This window comes from Phenylobacterium sp., from assembly GCF_030645195.1.
Taxonomy (GTDB): Bacteria; Pseudomonadota; Alphaproteobacteria; order Caulobacterales; family Caulobacteraceae; genus Phenylobacterium.
Genome location: NZ_JAUSLW010000094.1, coordinates 1 through 16,970 on the forward strand (window position 1 = coordinate 1; position 16,970 = coordinate 16,970).

Annotated in this window: 16 protein-coding genes and 1 pseudogene; 8 read left to right on the forward strand and 9 right to left on the reverse strand. The window is 69.7% G+C overall.

Going from position 1 to position 16,970, the window contains the following annotated elements:
* Positions 1–130: 130 nt before the first annotated feature.
* Entirely contained in the window at positions 131–1,411 is a 1,281-nt protein-coding gene (locus tag Q7T09_RS08620) for an NAD(P)/FAD-dependent oxidoreductase (RefSeq protein WP_304699193.1), read from the reverse strand.
* 187 nt (positions 1,412–1,598) lie between these two features.
* Here Q7T09_RS08620 and Q7T09_RS08625 point away from each other — a divergent pair, with 187 nt between their 5' ends.
* The 4 genes from Q7T09_RS08625 to Q7T09_RS08640 are packed head-to-tail and all read left to right on the forward strand — an operon-like array spanning position 1,599 to position 6,595.
* Positions 1,599–1,961, forward strand: a complete 363-nt coding sequence (locus tag Q7T09_RS08625; RefSeq protein WP_304699194.1) for a rhodanese-like domain-containing protein — start codon at positions 1,599–1,601, stop codon at positions 1,959–1,961.
* 24 nt (positions 1,962–1,985) lie between these two features.
* Entirely contained in the window at positions 1,986–3,017 is a 1,032-nt protein-coding gene (locus tag Q7T09_RS08630; RefSeq protein WP_304699195.1) for an efflux RND transporter periplasmic adaptor subunit, read from the forward strand.
* A complete protein-coding gene (locus tag Q7T09_RS08635) occupies positions 3,014–6,214 on the forward strand; it encodes an efflux RND transporter permease subunit (RefSeq protein WP_304699196.1) in 3,201 nt (1,066 codons plus the stop codon). Before Q7T09_RS08630 ends, Q7T09_RS08635 begins: the two co-directional genes overlap by 4 nt.
* Before the next feature lie 39 nt (positions 6,215–6,253).
* Entirely contained in the window at positions 6,254–6,595 is a 342-nt protein-coding gene (locus Q7T09_RS08640; RefSeq protein ID WP_304699197.1) for a helix-turn-helix transcriptional regulator, read from the forward strand.
* On the opposite strand, the gene Q7T09_RS08645 is transcribed toward Q7T09_RS08640, so the two are convergent.
* The 3 genes from Q7T09_RS08645 to Q7T09_RS08655 all read right to left on the reverse strand — a co-directional run bounded on the left by Q7T09_RS08645 (position 6,592) and on the right by Q7T09_RS08655 (position 9,279).
* The gene (locus Q7T09_RS08645) at positions 6,592–7,302 is read right to left on the reverse strand and encodes a FadR/GntR family transcriptional regulator (RefSeq protein ID WP_304699198.1); all 711 of its coding nucleotides are present in this window, start codon (positions 7,300–7,302) and stop codon (positions 6,592–6,594) included. The genes Q7T09_RS08640 and Q7T09_RS08645 overlap by 4 nt on opposite strands.
* A 214-nt stretch (positions 7,303–7,516) precedes the next feature.
* Positions 7,517–8,353 (reverse strand): universal stress protein, encoded by an 837-nt coding sequence (locus tag Q7T09_RS08650; RefSeq protein ID WP_304699199.1) that lies wholly within the window; start codon positions 8,351–8,353, stop codon positions 7,517–7,519.
* 80 nt (positions 8,354–8,433) lie between these two features.
* Complete coding sequence (locus tag Q7T09_RS08655) at positions 8,434–9,279, reverse strand: universal stress protein (RefSeq protein WP_304699200.1); 846 nt, start codon at positions 9,277–9,279, stop codon at positions 8,434–8,436.
* Between the two features lie 155 nt (positions 9,280–9,434).
* Here Q7T09_RS08655 and Q7T09_RS08660 point away from each other — a divergent pair, with 155 nt between their 5' ends.
* A complete protein-coding gene (locus Q7T09_RS08660) occupies positions 9,435–9,659 on the forward strand; it encodes a hypothetical protein (protein WP_304699201.1) in 225 nt (74 codons plus the stop codon).
* Positions 9,660–9,662: 3 nt separating this feature from the next.
* Here Q7T09_RS08660 and Q7T09_RS08665 read toward each other — a convergent pair whose 3' ends face one another.
* The 4 genes from Q7T09_RS08665 to Q7T09_RS08680 form a co-directional block, all read right to left on the reverse strand.
* On the reverse strand, positions 9,663–9,974 hold the full coding sequence (locus Q7T09_RS08665) for a hypothetical protein (RefSeq protein ID WP_304699202.1): 312 nt from the start codon (positions 9,972–9,974) through the stop codon (positions 9,663–9,665).
* Between the two features lie 64 nt (positions 9,975–10,038).
* Complete coding sequence (locus Q7T09_RS08670) at positions 10,039–11,634, reverse strand: MBL fold metallo-hydrolase (RefSeq protein WP_304699203.1); 1,596 nt, start codon at positions 11,632–11,634, stop codon at positions 10,039–10,041.
* On the reverse strand, positions 11,631–12,515 hold the full coding sequence (locus Q7T09_RS08675; protein ID WP_304699204.1) for a ribose-phosphate diphosphokinase: 885 nt from the start codon (positions 12,513–12,515) through the stop codon (positions 11,631–11,633). Before Q7T09_RS08675 ends, Q7T09_RS08670 begins: the two co-directional genes overlap by 4 nt.
* Complete coding sequence (locus tag Q7T09_RS08680; RefSeq protein WP_304699205.1) at positions 12,512–14,041, reverse strand: thymidine phosphorylase family protein; 1,530 nt, start codon at positions 14,039–14,041, stop codon at positions 12,512–12,514. Before Q7T09_RS08680 ends, Q7T09_RS08675 begins: the two co-directional genes overlap by 4 nt.
* 223 nt (positions 14,042–14,264) lie before the next feature.
* Here Q7T09_RS08680 and Q7T09_RS08685 point away from each other — a divergent pair, with 223 nt between their 5' ends.
* Together Q7T09_RS08685 and Q7T09_RS08690 are read left to right on the forward strand one after the other, a co-directional pair.
* Positions 14,265–14,933, forward strand: a complete 669-nt coding sequence (locus Q7T09_RS08685; protein ID WP_304699206.1) for a helix-turn-helix domain-containing protein — start codon at positions 14,265–14,267, stop codon at positions 14,931–14,933.
* 27 nt (positions 14,934–14,960) lie between these two features.
* Positions 14,961–15,785, forward strand: coding sequence for a universal stress protein (locus Q7T09_RS08690; RefSeq protein WP_304699207.1), 825 nt, complete (start codon positions 14,961–14,963; stop codon positions 15,783–15,785).
* 354 nt (positions 15,786–16,139) lie between these two features.
* On the opposite strand, the gene Q7T09_RS08695 is transcribed toward Q7T09_RS08690, so the two are convergent.
* A complete protein-coding gene (locus Q7T09_RS08695) occupies positions 16,140–16,517 on the reverse strand; it encodes a Rap1a/Tai family immunity protein (protein ID WP_304699208.1) in 378 nt (125 codons plus the stop codon).
* Positions 16,518–16,691: 174 nt separating this feature from the next.
* Between Q7T09_RS08695 and Q7T09_RS08700 the strand changes: the two are divergent.
* Positions 16,692–16,970: pseudogene (locus tag Q7T09_RS08700) on the forward strand (aminotransferase class I/II-fold pyridoxal phosphate-dependent enzyme); the annotation flags it as partial.

Sequence of the window (16,970 nt, forward strand, 5' to 3'; positions counted from 1 at the left end):
AGATCGGCCGGACTTCGGCCAGGGCCTGGCGCGTCCAGGCGACGATTTGGCTTGCGCTCATTGCGCTAGCGACGCTGCGTCGGGCGCGCGATTGGCCGTGCTGCAGGCGGGACATGAACTGGCGCATGGCCTAGCCCTTGATCTTGCGCAGGCCCATCACGTCGAGGGCCAGCTTTTCGTAGAAAGGCTCGCTCTCGCCGCGCTTGATCTTGCTCAGGAAGTACTTTTCGAAGGCCACCTTGGCCAAGTGGACCCACTTGCCCTCGGCCGCCCAGTTGACGTTGCGCGGCGGGATCTGCGGCTGGGCGACGAACGCGACGCCGCCATCCCCGAAATCGGCCAGGCAGAAGGCGTTCCAGGTCGCCTCGTTGGTGGCCGCCTGCCCGTCCAGGATCTGACCCAGGTTCTTGGCGATGGCGGTCACCATGCTCTCGATCATGAAGCCGGTCTTGGGCACGCCAACCGGAACCGGGGTCTTTCCCGTCGGCGCGATGGCCACGCAGACCCCGAGCGCGAAGACATTGGGGAAGGTCGGGTTGCGCTGGTGCTTGTCGACAACGATGAAGCCGCGCGGATTGGTCAGGCCGTCGATCCCGCGCACCGCGGCAACGCCACGGAACGCCGGCAGCATCATGGAAAAAGTGAAGGGCAGGTCGTGGGTGGTCTTGACCGATCCGTCCTCGGCGATCTCCTCGACGTGCATCAGCCCGGGCTCGACAGACGTCACCTTGGCGTTGGTGACCCATTTGATGTGCCGGTTGCGCATCTCGCTCTCGAGCAGGCCCTTGGTGTCGCCGACCCCATCCAGGCCCAGGTGGCCGATATAGGGTTCGGAGGTGACGAAGGTCATCGGCACCCGATCGCGGAGCTTGCGGCGCTTGAGCTCGGTGTCGAGGAGCATGGCGAACTCGTAGGCCGGGCCGAAGCAGGAGGCGCCCTGCACGGCGCCCACCACGATGGGGCCCGGGGCCTCGACGAACCGGTCGAAGGCGGCCGCCGCCATCTCGGCGTGATCGACATGGCATACCGACTGAGTGAAGCCGCCGTGCGGCCCCAGGCCCGGAATTTCGTCGAAGGCCAGCTCAGGGCCGGTGGCGATCACCAGATAGTCGTAGTCCAGGACCGCACCGTCATTGAGCTCGATCCGGTTGTCGGCCGGGGACACCTTCTTGGCGCCGACCCCGGTGAAGGCGACGCCGCGCTTCTTGAACACCGGCGGCAGCTTGACCTCGATCGCGTCGCGCTTGCGCCAGTGGACGGCGACCCAGGGGTTGGACGGCACGAAGTGGAAGACGTCGCCCTGCGAGACGACGCTGACCTCGGCCCGGTCGCCGACGGCGTCCTTGATCTCGAAGGCGGCAATGGCGCCGCCCAGTCCGGCGCCCAGGATCACGATTCTCGGCTTGGCCACGGTCAGTCTCCTCCAACGGCGCTCTCGTGACGGAAGCCTCGACCCCATCGGGGCGGCGGGCTTTGATATCGATCACGTCGGCGCGCGAGCGGCCCCTCTAGGGTCTCGCCTTGATGGCTTGACTTTATATGCGACAGTCTGCATATGCGCAACTATGAATTTACTGGCCGCCCTAAGGAGCCTCGTCATGTTCGCCGCACCCAAGACCAAGGACCTCACCCCGCAACAGGTGAAGGCTGATCTCGACGCCCACGCCATCCTGCTGATCGACGTGCGCGAGCCCGCGGAATTCGCCGCCGAACGCATTCACGGCGCCCTCAACTTCCCGCTCTCGACCTTCGACCCCAGCGTCCTGCCGGCGGCGGGCGACAGGCTGATGGTCCTGCAGTGCGGCTCGGGCAAACGCTCGGCCACGGCGATCGACCGCTGCCAGAAGGCCGGCCACGCCATCGACTCCCACCTGGCCGGCGGCATCATGGCCTGGAAGGCGGCGGGCCTGCCGACGGTCACCCTCGACAGCGACACCGGCTCGGTCCGCGACCGCGCCTAATCACAGACACCGGGAGGGCGAACCATGGCGGCACGGCCGTATCTGATCGGAGCCTTGGGCGCGGCCCTGCTGCTGGGCGCCTGCGGCGAAACCACGCCGACGCCCCCCGTCGCCAAGAGCGCGCCCGTGGCCGGACGGCTGACGATCCGCAGCCAGCCGATCGCCGACCTGAAGCCCGTGCCGGGCACGCTCACCACCCGCGACATGGCCGAGGCCCGGGCGCGGATCTCGGGTCTGCTGGTGAGCCTGGAGGTCAAGGAGGGCGACATCGTCCGCCAGGGCCAGCTCATCGCCCGGGTCAAGGACGACCGCCTGACCCTGCAGACGGGCGCCTTCGACGCCCAGACCGCCGCCGCCGCCGCCGAGGCCGCCCGGGCCCGCGCCGATCTCGCCCGCACTCGCACCCTCTTCAACCAGGGCGTCTACGCCCAGGCCCGCCTCGATCAGGTGGAGGCCCAGGCCAAGGCCGCGGAGGCCAACCTCGCCGCGGCCCGCGCCCAGCGCGCCGCCAGCGCCGAACTCGGCGCCCAGGGCGCGATCCTGGCGCCCGCCGCCGGACGGGTCCTGATCGCCAACGTGCCCATCGGCTCGGTGGTCATGGCGGGCCAGTCTGTCGCCCGCATCACCGCCGGCCCCATGGTCGTCCGGGTCGAACTGCCCGAGGGCCAGGCCCGCGCCCTGAAGGTCGGCGACGTCGTCCAGCTGGCGGCCGAGGATCTGCGTGGGATCGCCACCGCCGGCGCCATCACCCAGGTCTATCCCTCGATCACCGCCGGCCAGGCCACCGCCGACATCACCGCCCCCGGCCTGCCCCAGGATCTGATCGGCCAGCGCGTGCGCGCCCGGGTCAAGATCGGCGAGCGCCAGGCCCTGGTGGCGCCGCGGGCCTATGTCTCCACCCGCTTCGGGGTCGACTATGTCCGCCTGATTCGGGCCGACGGCACGGTCTCCGAGACACCCGTCCAGACCACCGCCGGGCCCACGGCCGACACGGTGGAGATCCTTTCCGGACTTCGCCCCGGCGACGTCCTGACCCCTGCGGGGACGGTGCGATGAACCTCGGCCTCTCCGGACGGCTGACAAGGGCCACCATCCGCTCGCCCCTGACGCCGCTCTTCCTGCTGGCCGCCATCGCCGTCGGCCTGCTGGCGCTCGCCTCCATCCCCCGGGAGGAGGAGCCGCAGATCAGCGTGCCCATGGTGGACATCATGGTCTCAGCGCCGGGCCTGCGCGCGCCGGACGCCGTGGAGCTGGTGGGCAAGCCCCTGGAGACCATCGTCAAGAGCGTGGCCGAGGTGGAGCACGTCTACACCTTCGCCGACGACAACCAGGTCATGGTCACCGCCCGCTTCAAGGTCGGCGTCGATCCCGACGCTGCGGCGGTCCGCATCCACGAGAAGGTGCGCGCCAACTACGACCGCATCCCGGCCGGCATTCCCGAACCCCTGATCCAGACCCGGGGCATCAACGACGTCCCGAGCCTGGTCCTGACGCTCTCCCCCAAGCCCGGCGCGGCCGGCCAGTGGACCGACCAAGCGCTCTATGAACTGGCGGGCAAGCTGCGCACCGAGGTGGCCAAGGTCGACGATGTCGGCCTGACCTTCATCGTCGGCGGCCGGCCCCAGGAGATCCGGGTCGAGCCCGATCCCGCCAAGCTCGCCCTGCACGGCGTCTCCCTGGGCGGGCTGATGGACACCATCCGCCAGGCCAACCGCGCCTTCCCCGCCGGCCAGGTGCGCAATGGCGGCCAGGCCGTCGACGTCACCGCCGGCCGCACCCTGACCGACGCCACCGAGATCGGCCTGCTGGCCCTGCCCTCCGCCAAGGGCGAGACCGTCTATGTCCGCGACGTGGCCCAGGTGGTGATGGCGCCGCGCGAGGACCAGGCCCGCGCCTGGCGCTATGCGCGAACCGTCCAGGGCTGGAGCGAGGCGCCGGCCGTCAGCCTGGCCATCGCCAAGCGCAAGGGCGCCAACGCCGTCGTCGTCTCCCACGCGGTCCTCGCCCGCGTCGAGGCCCTGAAGGGGACCCTGCTGCCCGACAGCCTGAGCGTCGCGGTCACCCGAGACTATGGCGAGACCGCCAACGAAAAGGCCAACGAGCTTCTGTTCCACCTGGGCCTGGCCACCATCTCCATCGTCATCCTGATCGGCTTCGCCATCGGCTGGCGGGAAGCCGCGGTGACCGCCGTGGTCATCCCCACCACCATCCTGCTGACCCTCTTCGCGTCAAACCTGATGGGCTACACCATCAACCGGGTCAGCCTGTTCGCCCTGATCTTCTCCATCGGCATCCTCGTCGACGACGCGATCGTCATGATCGAGAACATCGCCCGCCACTGGGCGATGGCCGACGGACGCAGCCGGATCGACGCCGCCGTCGAGGCCGTAGCCGAGGTGGGCAACCCCACCGTGGTGGCGACCCTCACGGTGGTCTCCGCCCTGCTGCCGATGTTGTTCGTCTCGGGCCTAATGGGCCCCTACATGGCGCCGATCCCGGTCAACGCCTCGGCCGCCATGGTCTTCTCCTTCTTCGTGGCCGTGGTCATCGCGCCTTGGCTGATGGTCCGCTTCGCCCGCAAGACGCTCGATGCAGGTCATGGCCACCACGGCGAAGGCAAGCTGGGCGCGGTCTATCGCAAGGTCGCCGGCCGGGTGATCGCCACCCGCCGCAGCGCCTGGACCTTCCTGATCGCCGTGGGCCTGGCCACCCTGGTGGCCTGCGCCATGTTCGCCACCAAGACGGTGACCGTGAAGCTCCTGCCCTTCGACAACAAATCCGAGCTGCAGGTGGTGCTGGACATGCCGGAGGGGACCTCGCTGGAGGCCACCGAGCGGACCCTGGCCGACGCCGCGGTGATCACCCGGGCCCTGCCGGAGGTCACCGCCATCGACGCCTATGCCGGCACGGCCTCGCCCTTCAACTTCAACGGCCTGGTGCGGCACTACTACCAGCGCAACAAGCCGGAGATGGGCGACCTCTCCGTCGCCCTGGCGCCCAAGGACGACCGCCATCGCAACAGCCACGCCATCGCCCTCGACCTGCGCCGCAAGCTGGCCGCGATCGCCCTGCCCGCCGGCGCGGCGATCAAGGTGGTGGAGGCGCCCCCGGGACCGCCGGTGATGGCCACCCTGCTGGCCGAGGTCTATGGCCCCGACGCCAAGACCCGGCGCGCCGTGGCCGAACAGGTCAAGGCGACCTTCCACTCCGTGCCCTACATCGTCGACATCGACGACAGCTACGGCCAGCCGCGGCCGGGCCTGCGCCTGGTTCCCGACCGCGATCGCCTGGAGGCCCTGAAGGTCAGCGACCGCGATGTCTACGACTCCATCGCCGCGGCCCTGGGCGGCCAGGTGGTGGGCTATGCCCATCGCGGCGAGGGCCGCGATCCCCTGGAGATCTCCGTGCGCCTGCCGCAGTCCGCCCGGAGCTGGGGTGAAGGGCTCTCGGCCCTGCCGGTGGCGGTCTCGCAAGGGTCCGGCCGGCTGGTGGCCCTGGACGAGGTGGTCACCGCCTCGCAGGAAGCCGGCGCGACCCACATCTTCCGCCGCGACGGCCGCGACGTCGACATGATCATGGGCGAACTCGCCGGGGCCTATGAGGCGCCCATCTACGGCATGATGGCGGTGGACAAGGCCATCCGCCAAGCCGACTGGAAGGACGTCCCCAAGCCCGATATCCGCATGCACGGCCAGCCGACCGACGAGAGCCGGCCCACGGTGCTGTGGGACGGCGAATGGGAGATCACCTGGGTGACCTTCCGCGACATGGGCGCGGCCTTCGGGGTGGCGATCCTCGGCATCTACGTCTTGGTGGTGGCCCAGTTCAAAAGCTTCCGCCTGCCCCTGGTGATCCTGACGCCGATCCCGCTGACCCTGGTGGGGATCGTCATCGGCCACATCCTGTTCCAGGCGCCCTTCACCGCCACCTCGATGATCGGCTTCATCGCGCTCGCCGGCATCATCGTACGAAACTCGATCCTGCTGGTGGACTTCATCCGCCACAGCCAGACGGAAGGCCGCGCCCTGCGCGAGGTGCTGCTGGAGGCCGGGGCCATCCGCTTCAAGCCCATCGTGCTGACGGCGGCGGCGGCCATGATCGGGGCGGCCGTGATCCTGACCGACCCGATCTTCCAGGGCCTGGCGATCTCGCTGCTGTTCGGCCTGGCCTCCTCGACCCTACTCACCGTCCTGGTCATCCCGGCGATCTATGTGGTGCTGCGCGATGACGGCCGGCCGGCCAAGGCGGGGTGATCGCCTTGATCCTGCCTGCGCACATTCTGAGTTGAGCAGATGACCGACGACCTCCTGCCCCGCCCCTCCTCCGGCGAGCTCTCGCAGCTGGAAGGCAGCGCCCAATCGGCGGCGCGCCTGCTCAAGCTGCTGGCCAACGAGCAGCGCCTGCTGCTGCTCTGCCGCCTGATCGAGGGCGAGGCCTCGGTGGGAACCCTCTCCGCCCACGCCCGGATGGCCCAGTCAGCGACCTCGCAGCACCTGGCCAAGATGCGCGCCGAGGGCCTGGTGGAGACGCGCCGCGACGCTCAGACCATCTTCTACCGGCTGGCCGATCCCGCGGCGATGCGGGTCCTGGGTCTGCTGTGCGACATCTACAGCCATGAGGCCGCGACCGCTTAGGCGGGCGCGGCGGCTTCCTTCTCGATCAGGGTCAGGGCCTCGAGCATGAGGTCGCGCATGGCCTGGCTCGCCGCCTCGGCATCACCGGCCAGGATCGCTTCGGCGACCCGCTGGTGATCCGACACGCTGGCCAGGCGGGCGCCCTTGCGGCGGCTGGTGAGCCGGATGGACGTGCGCAGGGCCACGTCGATCAGGTCCCGCATCTGGGTCAGGAACCGGTTGCCGCTGGCCCGCAGGATGGCGACGTGGAAAGCGATGTCGGACTCCAGAGGATCGTCCTCGCCCCGCTCGGCGGCCTTCATCCGGTCCAGGGCCGCGGCGATGCTGGCCTTGGCCTCGGGCCCCGCCAGCCGCGCGGCCATGGAGGCGGCCAAGGGTTCGATGGCCAGCCGCACCTGGGTGAACTCCAGCAGCAGGGTCGGCGAGAACTTGCGCTCCAGGAACCAGCGCAGCACGTCGGGATCCAGCAGGTTCCAGTTGCTCTCCGGCTCGACCCAGGTGCCCTGGCGCGGACGGGCGTTGAGCAGGCCCTTGGTGGTCAGCATCTTGACCGCCTCGCGCAGCACGCTGCGGCTCACCCCCAGGCGTCGGCAAAGCTCCGCCTCGATGGGAAAGGGGTTCTGGGCGCCATAGACGCCGCAGACGATCTCCTGACCCAGGCGCTGAACGATATCGTGGGTGAAGCTGCGGCCGTGGCTCGTCCTCATCGGCGGGCCGCCTCCGCCAGCGCATCGCGCGCGACCGTGTCAGCGTGCGAGATAGGACACCTCCTCCAGGATCGCAGCCCCGCCGCGGTTCAGGCTGTCACGCTCTAGACCCTGACCGTTTCAGATGGACCCATCTGAAACGGTCAGGGTCTAGATTCAAAACATGAGAGCACGTCGGGCGGCGGAACCGGTATCCACTTCCGCCTGACATGCTCTAGTGGGAGATCAGCAGGGCCGCGGGGGGATCGCGCAGCAGGTCGTGGGACACCCCGCCCAGCACCAGCTCCTGCATGCGCGGCCGGCCATAGAGCCCCATGACCACCAGGTCGGCCCTGAGGGCCTTGACCTGCCGGCGCAAGACCTCGGCGGCGGAGATGTCGTCGCTGGGGTCGACGATCAGCTTGGCCTTCAGGCCGTGCCGCTCCAGGTGGCGCTGCAGCGCCCCATCGGGGCCGCCTTCGCCGTGGGGCGAGACCACCAGCACATGGACCTCGTCGGCGGTCATCAGGAAGGGCATGGCGTCGCGCAGGGCCCGGGCCGACTCGCGCGTGCCTTTCCAGGCCACCAGGATCTTGGCGCCGACATGGGGCGAGCCACCCTGCTCGCCGACCACCAGCACCGGGCCGCCGCTGGCCAGGCCGAGATCGGCGGCCGAGACCTTGTTCGTGCCTAGGGCGGCCGTGGCCGCCGGGGGCATGACCGTCAGGTCGAAGCGCCGGGCATAGGCGATCAGGGCGCCGTCATAGTCCCCGTCGATCACCTGCCAGTCGGAAACCACGCCGGCCTCGGAGGCGGCGCGCTCGAAGCGCTCCCGGGCGTCCTCCGAAGCCTTCAGGGTCGCCGCGGCATGCTCCTTCAGCAGACGATCGATGTCGGAGGGCGACATGTAGGCCATGGCGTCGGCCGCCATGTAGTTCTGGAAGAACTCGCTCTTCAGGAACACGCCCGTCAGCTGCGCCTGGAACTTGGCCGCCAATCCCGCGGCAGTAATGGCGCGCGCCGCCGAGGCCGGAGTTTCATCGATCTGCACGAGAATGTCGCGGTAGGTCATGGGTTGGTCCTCCAATGACCGCAAGTTGTGGCCCCTAGCGTACGGCCCCGCTTTGACAGGGGTCAACTGCCCCGGGGTGGCTAGTGCGAGAGGAAGATCGGAACCGTGGGGTCGTGCAGCATCCGCTCGGTGGCGCCGCCGAGGATCAGCTCTCGCAGGCGCGAATGGCCATAGGCGCCCATGACGAACAGGTCGGGGGACTTCTCCTCCAGATAGCGGTCCAGCACCGGGCCGATGGCGTGGCCCTTGGCGTCGACCTCGTCCACCACCGCCTTCACGCCATGGGTCGCCAGGTGCCGCACGGCCTCGGCGCCCAGGCCGGAGGTGGCGGAGGGCTTTTCGTTGACGATGGTCAGGATCCTGACCTGCTTGGCCCGGACCAGGATCGGCAGGGCGTCGGCCATGGCGCGGGCGGCGAAACGGCTGCCGTCCCAGGCCACCACCACGGTCCCAAGCTCATCGCCCTTGCCGACGGTCCCGGACTTGAACACCAGGGCGGGGCGGCCGGAACTGAAGATCACCCGCTGCGCCACCTCTCCCTGGCCATCATATTTCCCCGCCAGCGGGACAATGCAGACGTCCCGTGTCCGGGCCCGACGCGCGACATGCTCGGCCAGTTCGTGGATATGGACCCGTTCGATCACGGCGTCGGCCGCCAGGCCGGCCTGGGCCGCGGCCTTGGAGAAGTGCTCGGTCCGGGTCCGGCAGGCCTCCAGGCTCCTGGCCTCCTCTTCGGCGGCCAGGGCGGTCAGACCCACCAGCTGTTCGGCCAGGAGGTTGGACTTCACCGGGATCGCCACCTGTAGGGCCAGGGCCGTGACCTTGCCCCCGAGCCTGGCGGCGAGTGTGAGGGCCTCATCGACCGTCTCCAGGGGCGTGGGGTCGGGATAGGAGTCGATGTGCAGCAGAATGTCAGCGAGGGCCATGGAACGCTCCATCAGATAAGACGTCTTCATCCCAGCTTGTATGCCGACTCGCTTTGATGTCGCTCAAGGTCGGGCGCAGGCTCGCCGAAGGCGCTTGATCCCCATCAAGGCGAGCGCATGCTCAGCGTCCAGGATGCTGGCCCGTGGAGATGAAGATGCCCGCCGAGACCCCAGAGCCCGCGAAGCTGCCGCACCCGGTCCGCGATGGCCTGGGATTCTTCGCCGCCGCGTTCACCGCCCTGGTGCGCACCTTCCTGCCCTCCCCGAAGGTGGCCGAGACAGAGGCCGACGAGGAAGAGGCGGAGGCCGACGAAGGACCCCCGCATCCCGGTCTGGAGAAGGTGATCGCCAAGGCGGCGCCCTACCCCATTCACGATTGAGCCTCAGTCCGGCTTGGACCGCCGGGCGGCCACCACCAGCCCCACCAGGGCCGCGGCGGCGACGGCGAGAGCGGTGGCCGCGGCCACCGGATGTTCCTTGGCCTCGGCGGTGACGGTCTTGGTCACCTTGGCGGAGCGGTCACGCACCTCGCCAGCCAGGGCGTGGGCGGCCTTGGTCAGGGCGGCGGACGCCTTGGAGAACTGGTCCTCGGCGCCTTCCTCCAGGCTTTCGGAGGCGAGCTTCAACTCGTGCATGACGTCGTCGAGGGCGTCGTCGAGGTTGTTGGAGAGCTTCTTGGCGAGGGACTTGGCCATTGGGATTCCTTTCGGATGGGAATTTCAATTCATCCCGTCTGGAACCCGGCCGCCTTGACCTTGGTCAAGCTGACTCACGCGCCTCCAGGGCCCTGGACACCTGCGCCAGGATCGCCTCGCGCGCGGCGTCGGAGCGGGCGCGTTCGAGCCGTTCGTCCAGTTCGATGAGCAGGCGGGCCCGCGCATTGTGCCAGTCGAGGGACGCGGCCGCCTCGGGCGGCAGGCGCGGGGAGCCGCCGGGCTCGAGAACCCCGGTGGTGCGGCCAATCACGTAGGAGTCGTCCAGGGCCGGGACCATCAGCGACTCGGGATCGAAGCCCGCGCCCACCAGTCGCTCGCGCAGGCCCTCCAGGGCTTCGGGTTCGCCATGCACCAGGAAGACCTTGCCGCCCACCGGCTGGCGCGCCTTGGCCCAGGAGGTCAGGGTCGTGGCGTCGGCGTGGCCGGAATAGGCGTCGAGGATGCGGATGCGCGCCGCCACCCGGACGTCGTCGCCTTGAATCTTGACCCGCTTGGCGCCCTCCGCCAGCAGCCGACCCAGGGTGCCCGCGGCCTGGAAGCCAGGCAGCAGGACGGTGGCGCCCCGGTCCCACAGCCAGCGCTTCAGGTGCTTGCGGATGCGCCCGGCGTCGCACATGCCGCTGCCGGCCATGATGATGTGCCAGCCGGAGAGCCGGTCGAGGCTGTCGCTGTCCCAGGGCTTGGCCAGGAACTTCAGGCGGCCCGCGGCGCGGACGTCCTTGAAGGGGTTCCAGCCGGTGTCCTTGTTCCAGCCGCGCTCGACGAAGATCTTCGAGGCCTTGATGGCCAGCGGCGAGTCCAGGAAGACGTCGGTCTCCGGCACCTCGCCGGAGTCGATCAGGGTCAGGATGTCGGCCAGCAGCTCCTGGGAACGCTCGACCGCGAAGGCCGGTATCAGCAGCGGGCCGCCGGCCTCGTGGGCCGCGTTCAGCTCCTCGGCCAGCTTGTGGCGGCGCATGGCGGGATCGACGGGGTCGCGCGGGCGATCCCCGTAGGTGGACTCGATCACCAGGTGATCGACGCCCGCCGGCCCCTGCGGATCGGGGATGTAGTCACGCCCGCCCGGGCCGAAGTCGCCGGAGAACAGGATGCGGACCGGCCCCTCCTCGGTGTCGACGGTGACCTCGATGGAGGTGGCGCCCAGGATGTGGCCGGCCTCCCAATAGACCGCCCTGATCCCCGGGACGGCGGCGACCGTCTCCCCCAGCTTCACCCGTTCGAACTGCTTCATGATCCGTGCCGCGTCAACGGCGCGATAGATCGGTTCGACGAGGGGCCGGCCCCGCCGCTGATTGCGGCGATTGAGCTGCTCGACCTCGCTCTCCTGGATACCGCCGGCGTCGGCGAGCATGATCTCGCAGAGGTCTCGGGTGGCGGCGGTGGCGTAGATCGGCCCCTTGAATCCGGCCTTCATGAGCTTGGGCAGCAGGCCCGAATGGTCGATGTGGGCATGGGTCAGGAGGACCGCGTCGACCTCCTTCACGTCGAAGGGAAAGGGATCGTAGTTCAGGGCCTTCAGGGTCTTGGGGCCCTGGAACATGCCGCAGTCGATGAGCACCGTGGCCTTGTCCGTCTTCAGGCTCGCACAGAAGCCGGTGACGCAACCGGCCGCGCCGTGGAAGGTAAGCTCGACGGTCATAGGCTGAGGTCTTTCAGGGCTTGGGCCAGCAACGGCGCCAGCGAGGCGGCGTTGGTCGGGTGGGGACACGAGTCGCTGGAGAAGATCCGGCGCGCGCCGGCCTTGCGCAAGCGCAGCTCGGCCTCGGCGTCGAACAGGGCGTGGGTCACCACCACGTCGATCTCCGCGGCCTGGAAGCTCTGAAGCTGGCGGATGGCGGCCACCAGCGTCCCGCCGGTCGAACAGACGTCGTCGATCAGCACCACGTGGCGGCCCGCCACGAGCGCGGGATCGGCGAAGGTCAGTTCGATCTCGCGGTCGCCATGTCGGGTCTTGAGGAAGGTGGCGTGAGGGGTTCCCAGGTGGCGCGCCAGGGCGGCGGCCCAGGCCTCGGACTCGATGTCGGGACCGATCACCAGGGCGCCCGGCGGCGGCGGCGGCAGGGCCGCGGCCAGGGGCTCGGCGGCCGACAGGGCCACCACCTCGGCGCCATTGAAGGCGCTCTCCAGGTCCGTGGTCCGGTGCAGGTGCGGCTCGACGGTGACGATGGCGTCGAAGGTCTCCCCCAGCAGCCGGCCGGCCACGTCGCGGCTCAGCGGCTGGCCAGGCCTGAAGACCTCGTCCTGGCGCATGTAGCAGAGATAGGGCGCCACCAGGACCACCCGTCCGGCTCCGCGACGGCGCAGGGCGTCGGCGGCCAGCAGCAGGGGCATGAGCTTGGCGTCGGGCCGGTTGAGGGAGCGGTAGAGGGCCACATCGCCCGTCGCCGGGCCGACCTCCGGCAGGCTCTCCCCGTCGGGAAAGACGTGCAGGCCGGAGATGTGCAGGGGCGCCCCGAGCATCTCGGCCAGGCGCGAGGCCGGGGCCCGTTCGTCGGCGAAGGCGTGGATGCCGCTGATCATGCCGACACCTTGACGCCGCAGTCCTCGCCGCCGGCCTCGACGGCGAAGTGGAAGTCGCTGGGCTCCGACCCGTGGATGCGGAACAGGGGCTCGCCGGCCCGCACGGTGTCGCCGACCTTGAACAGCAGGTCCAGGCCCGCCCCTGGGTCGTTGGGCGCTCCGGCCAGACGCGCGATGGTGGCGATGCGCAGGCAGTCGATGGCCTCGACGCGACCGTCGCGGGGCGCGGCCACCTCATGGACCAGGCTCCCCAGTTCGGCCTTGATCGGCGAGGGCCCCTGGGCGGCGATCATGTCGTCGAGCTTGCGGCGCGCGGCGCCGCTCTCCAGCAGGTCCCGGGCCCGGTGTTCGCCGGCGCCGATCGGCAGGGCGGGATCGGCCTCCAGCACCCGGCCGGCCAGGCGGATGGCCTTTTCGCGCAGATCCAGCGGCGCGTCCTTGTGGTTCTCCAGCACGGCCAGGACGTCGCGGACCTCCAGCACCGGCCCGACGCCGCGCCCGACCGGCTGATGACCATCGCTGAGGATGACGTCGAGGCTCAGACCCAGGCGGCTGGCGACGAACTCGAACAGCTTCTTCAGGCGCAGGGCGGCGCCGGCGTCGCGAATCTTGGCCGAGGGTCCCACCGGCACGTCCAGCACCAGGTGGCTGGAGCCCGCCGCGATCTTCTTCGACAGGATGGAGGCCACCATCTGTTCGGCGGTGTCGATGGACAGCGGCCGTTCCACCGAGATCAGCACGTCGTCGGCGGGGGACAGATTGACCCGCCCGCCCCAGACGATGCAGGCGCCGCAGGTTTCCACCACGTGCCGCATCTCGGCCTCGTCCAGGTCGACCCGGGCCAGGACCTCCATGGTGTCGGCGGTGCCGGCGGGCGAGGTGATGGCGCGCGAGGAGGTCTTGGGCATGCGCAGGCCGTGGGCCGCGACGATGGGGGCGACGATCAGGGAGGTGCGGTTGCCGGGGATGCCGCCGATGCAGTGCTTGTCCACCACCAGGCCGTGCTCCCAGGTCAGCCTGCGGCCCACCGACACCATGGAGCGGGTCAGGGCCAGGGTCTCCTCGGCGGTCATGAAGCTGGCGCAGGCGATCAGGAAGGCCGCCACCTCCATGTCCGACCACCGATGGTCGGCCAGGTCGCGGGCGATGGCGTCGAACTGGGCCTGGCCCAGGGTCTCGCCGGCCACCTTGGCGCGGACGTGATCGAGGCTGCGCGCGGGCCGGGCCGGGGCGATCTCGACGCTGGCGCCGGCCGGCACGCCGAGGCGGTGGAACAGGGGCTCGGGCAGGCCGACCTCGTCGGCGCCCACGACGCTGGGATCGTCGCAGACCATGGGCGAGGCCAGCAGGCTGCGGCCGCCGGCGCGCACCTCCACCTTGCGCATGCCCACCAGTCGCTGGGGCCGCAGGGCGTGGCAGTGGCGCGAGAGCACCGCGACGTTTTCCCGGTAGGTGTCCAGGGGGATGGGCTTGGCGATCAGGCGCGCCCAGCCGTCGTGCGCCAGCCCCGGCGGAGCGCTATTCATCGATTGTCCGTCGTTCGAGATCATCGGGCCTCCAACCCCGAACCTGCGCGATCGTCGAGAGGCCGCCCTGATCGAGATCAAACGCCCAGTCTGCCCCCGGTCCGCCGGAGATCGGCCCTACGGGCCGGCGCCGCCTCCGTAGAACTACTTAGGGGGACGTCCCGAATTTCGCAGGCCCTTCGGCAAGCCTAACCATAGTCCATCAACCCGAGGGAACTTGCTGATGACCCAGGCCCATCTGCTCAACGAAGCCCAAGCCACCACCGCCTTTGGCGTTCCCGCCGTCGCTCCGGCCAACGACGTCATGTCCCGGATGGGCGTGCGGATGACCTTCGCCAAGGACGAGGAAATCTATGGCCAGGACGAAGAAGCCGATTTCATCTACCGGGTCGTCAGCGGCGCGGTGCGCACCTCGCGCCTGATGAGCGACGGCCGGCGTCAGATCGGCGGCTTCTACTACGCCGAGGAGACCTTCGGGGTTGAGACCAACGGCCTGCATCGCTTCTCGGCCGAGGCGCTGAGCGACTGCGTGGTGCTGGTGCTGAAGGCCTCGGCGCTCCGGTCCGCGGTCGGCGAGGACGCTTTCCAGCGTCTGGTCTGGGCTGAAACCAACCGCGAACTGAGCCGCACCCAGGATCATCTGCTGCTGCTGGGCCGCAAGACCGCCTCGGAAAAGGTCGCGAGCTTCCTGATGGAGCTGGCCGAGCGCCGCAGCGCCGAGGCCGTCACCCTGCCCATGGGCCGCCAGGACATGGCCGACTATCTGGGCCTGACCATCGAGACCGTCTCGCGCATGCTGACCCAATTGCAGAGCGCCCTGGTGGTGGAGTTCACCGGCGCCCGCCGCTTCCGCGTCAACAATCGCGGCGCCCTGGCCCGCATGGCCGCCTAGACCGTCTTCCGGCGTGAGGGACCTTCGATGACCTACACGACCATCCTGGTCCACGCCGAATCCAATCCCCAAGCCGCCGAGCGCCTGACGCTCGCGGCCCAGGTCGCCCGCAAGTTCGACGCCACCCTGCTGGGGGTCGGCGTCGAGGTGGTGGACTGGATGGGGCTGAGCGACCCCTATGGCATGGTCGCCGCCGAGTGGGCGACCCTGGCCCGCGAGCAGGTGGACAAGGACTTGGCCGCGGCCGAGGCCCTGTTCCGCAGCCATGTCGGCGCCGGCCGCCACGAGTGGCTGGCGCTCAGCGATCCGCCCGCCCCAGCCCTGTCGCGAATTTGCCGTCGCGCCGACCTGATCGTGGCCGGCTGCGCGCCCCTGGACGCTACCGCTCCCCTGCGCATCGCCGATCCCGCCGAACTGATCCTGATGAGCGGCCGTCCGGTCCTGGTGGCGCCGCCCGGCGCCGTGGACCTGCGCGCCGAGCGCGTGGTGGTGGCGTGGAAGGACAGCCGCGAGGCCCGCCGCGCCGCCGCCGACGCCCTGCCCTTCCTCAAGCGCGCCGAGGAGGTGGTGGTGATGGAGGTCTGCGATTCCGACAGCCTCTACGCGGCCGAGCAGCGCACCCTGGAGGTGGCCCGTCACCTGCAGAGCCACGGCGTGACCGCCCGCCCGCGGGTGAAGGTCGCCGAGGCCGCCCGCGCTGGAATCGAACTGAACATCGAGGCCGAGGCGATCGGCGCCGACCTCATCGTCTCGGGCGCCTATGGCCACAGCCGGCTGCAGGAATGGGTGCTGGGGGGCGTGACCCGCGATTTCCTGCGCCGCCCCGAGCGCTTCGTCCTCTTCAGCCACTAGAGCACATCAGGCGGAAGTGGATACCGGTTCCGCCGCCCGACGTGCTCTCAAGTTTTGAATCTAAGCCCCGGCGCCCAGGCGTCTCCCGCTCATGAGAACGCCCGCCATCCAGGTCTTGGAGGCGGGCGTTTGCGTGGGCGGATGAGGCGGGATCACTTGCGGGGCTTGCGGTCCTCCGAGCGGGTGACGAACCGGCCATAGGCCAGGACGACCATGAAGCTGACGAAGCCGACGATGACCATGGTGAGGTAGGGGGTCAGGTGAAAAGCCATTCTCTCTCTGTGCTCCGGAAAGACTAGAGTCAGAATCGCCAATCCCACCCGGCCCCGCCTTGACGGAGATCAAGCTTCACCGTCAGGGCTTGGGGGTCTCCCCCGGCGCGGGGCAGGGGAACTCGGTCTCCAGGGACAGGCGGATCAGCTCGGCGGCGGCGTGGACCTGGGCCTCCGGGTGAGCCACCAGCTGGGTCATCACCGCCTCGCGCACCTGCTCGGCGGTGGCGCCCTTGGGCAGGCAGATGGTGCGGCGGTCCGGCGAGCGCCTGGCCTCCCGCGCCAGCAACTGGTCGACCGAGCCCACCAGATAGCCGAGGCAGAGCACGGCGCCGACCTCGGCGTCGGGGCCCTGGGCCAGGCACATGGCGACGAACTGGCCCCCGTTCATATAGCCCGGAACCCCGGCCGGCGGGGGCGGAACCGCCGTCACGATGGACAGCGCCAGGAGCCAGATCATGTCGTCTCCTCCGGGCGGGACGCCGGCCCTCGACCCTCGCCCATCGAGGACCCGCCGCCTTGCGCTGGATCAAGCGGGGCTGGAGGTTGACCTACATCAAGGTCCGCCGCCCGGCGACGGGTTTAGGAAACTGGAGGGGCCATGACGGCCCTGGACCGCTGTGAGTTCAAGTCGATGGATTACAAGGCCGCGTTTCGCACCGCTCTCGAGCAGATCCATGCCGAGGGACGTTATCGGGTCTTCGCCGACCTGAAGCGTCACCGGGGCGCGTTTCCGAAGGCGACCTGGACCCGTGAGGACGGGACCTCCTGCGAGGTGGTGGTCTGGTGCTCCAACGACTATCTGGGCCAGGGCCAGAACCCCCTGGTGCTGGACGCCATGCACCAGGCCATCGACGAGGCTGGCGCGGGCTCGGGCGGCACCCGCAACATCTCGGGCACCACCCACTACCAT

Bases quoted from the DNA above. Each gene is read 5' to 3' on its own strand.
- Q7T09_RS08625 (WP_304699194.1), top strand. From the start codon at position 1,599: ATGTTCGCCGCACCCAAGACCAAGGACCTCACCCCGCAACAGGTGAAG.
- Q7T09_RS08630 (WP_304699195.1), top strand. From the start codon at position 1,986: ATGGCGGCACGGCCGTATCTGATCGGAGCCTTGGGCGCGGCCCTGCTG.
- Q7T09_RS08635 (WP_304699196.1), top strand. From the start codon at position 3,014: ATGAACCTCGGCCTCTCCGGACGGCTGACAAGGGCCACCATCCGCTCG.
- Q7T09_RS08640 (WP_304699197.1), top strand. From the start codon at position 6,254: ATGACCGACGACCTCCTGCCCCGCCCCTCCTCCGGCGAGCTCTCGCAG.
- Q7T09_RS08645 (WP_304699198.1), bottom strand. From the start codon at position 7,302: ATGAGGACGAGCCACGGCCGCAGCTTCACCCACGATATCGTTCAGCGC.
- Q7T09_RS08650 (WP_304699199.1), bottom strand. From the start codon at position 8,353: ATGACCTACCGCGACATTCTCGTGCAGATCGATGAAACTCCGGCCTCG.
- Q7T09_RS08655 (WP_304699200.1), bottom strand. From the start codon at position 9,279: ATGGCCCTCGCTGACATTCTGCTGCACATCGACTCCTATCCCGACCCC.
- Q7T09_RS08660 (WP_304699201.1), top strand. From the start codon at position 9,435: ATGCCCGCCGAGACCCCAGAGCCCGCGAAGCTGCCGCACCCGGTCCGC.
- Q7T09_RS08665 (WP_304699202.1), bottom strand. From the start codon at position 9,974: ATGGCCAAGTCCCTCGCCAAGAAGCTCTCCAACAACCTCGACGACGCC.
- Q7T09_RS08670 (WP_304699203.1), bottom strand. From the start codon at position 11,634: ATGACCGTCGAGCTTACCTTCCACGGCGCGGCCGGTTGCGTCACCGGC.
- Q7T09_RS08675 (WP_304699204.1), bottom strand. From the start codon at position 12,515: ATGATCAGCGGCATCCACGCCTTCGCCGACGAACGGGCCCCGGCCTCG.
- Q7T09_RS08680 (WP_304699205.1), bottom strand. From the start codon at position 14,041: ATGAATAGCGCTCCGCCGGGGCTGGCGCACGACGGCTGGGCGCGCCTG.
- Q7T09_RS08685 (WP_304699206.1), top strand. From the start codon at position 14,265: ATGACCCAGGCCCATCTGCTCAACGAAGCCCAAGCCACCACCGCCTTT.
- Q7T09_RS08690 (WP_304699207.1), top strand. From the start codon at position 14,961: ATGACCTACACGACCATCCTGGTCCACGCCGAATCCAATCCCCAAGCC.
- Q7T09_RS08695 (WP_304699208.1), bottom strand. From the start codon at position 16,517: ATGATCTGGCTCCTGGCGCTGTCCATCGTGACGGCGGTTCCGCCCCCG.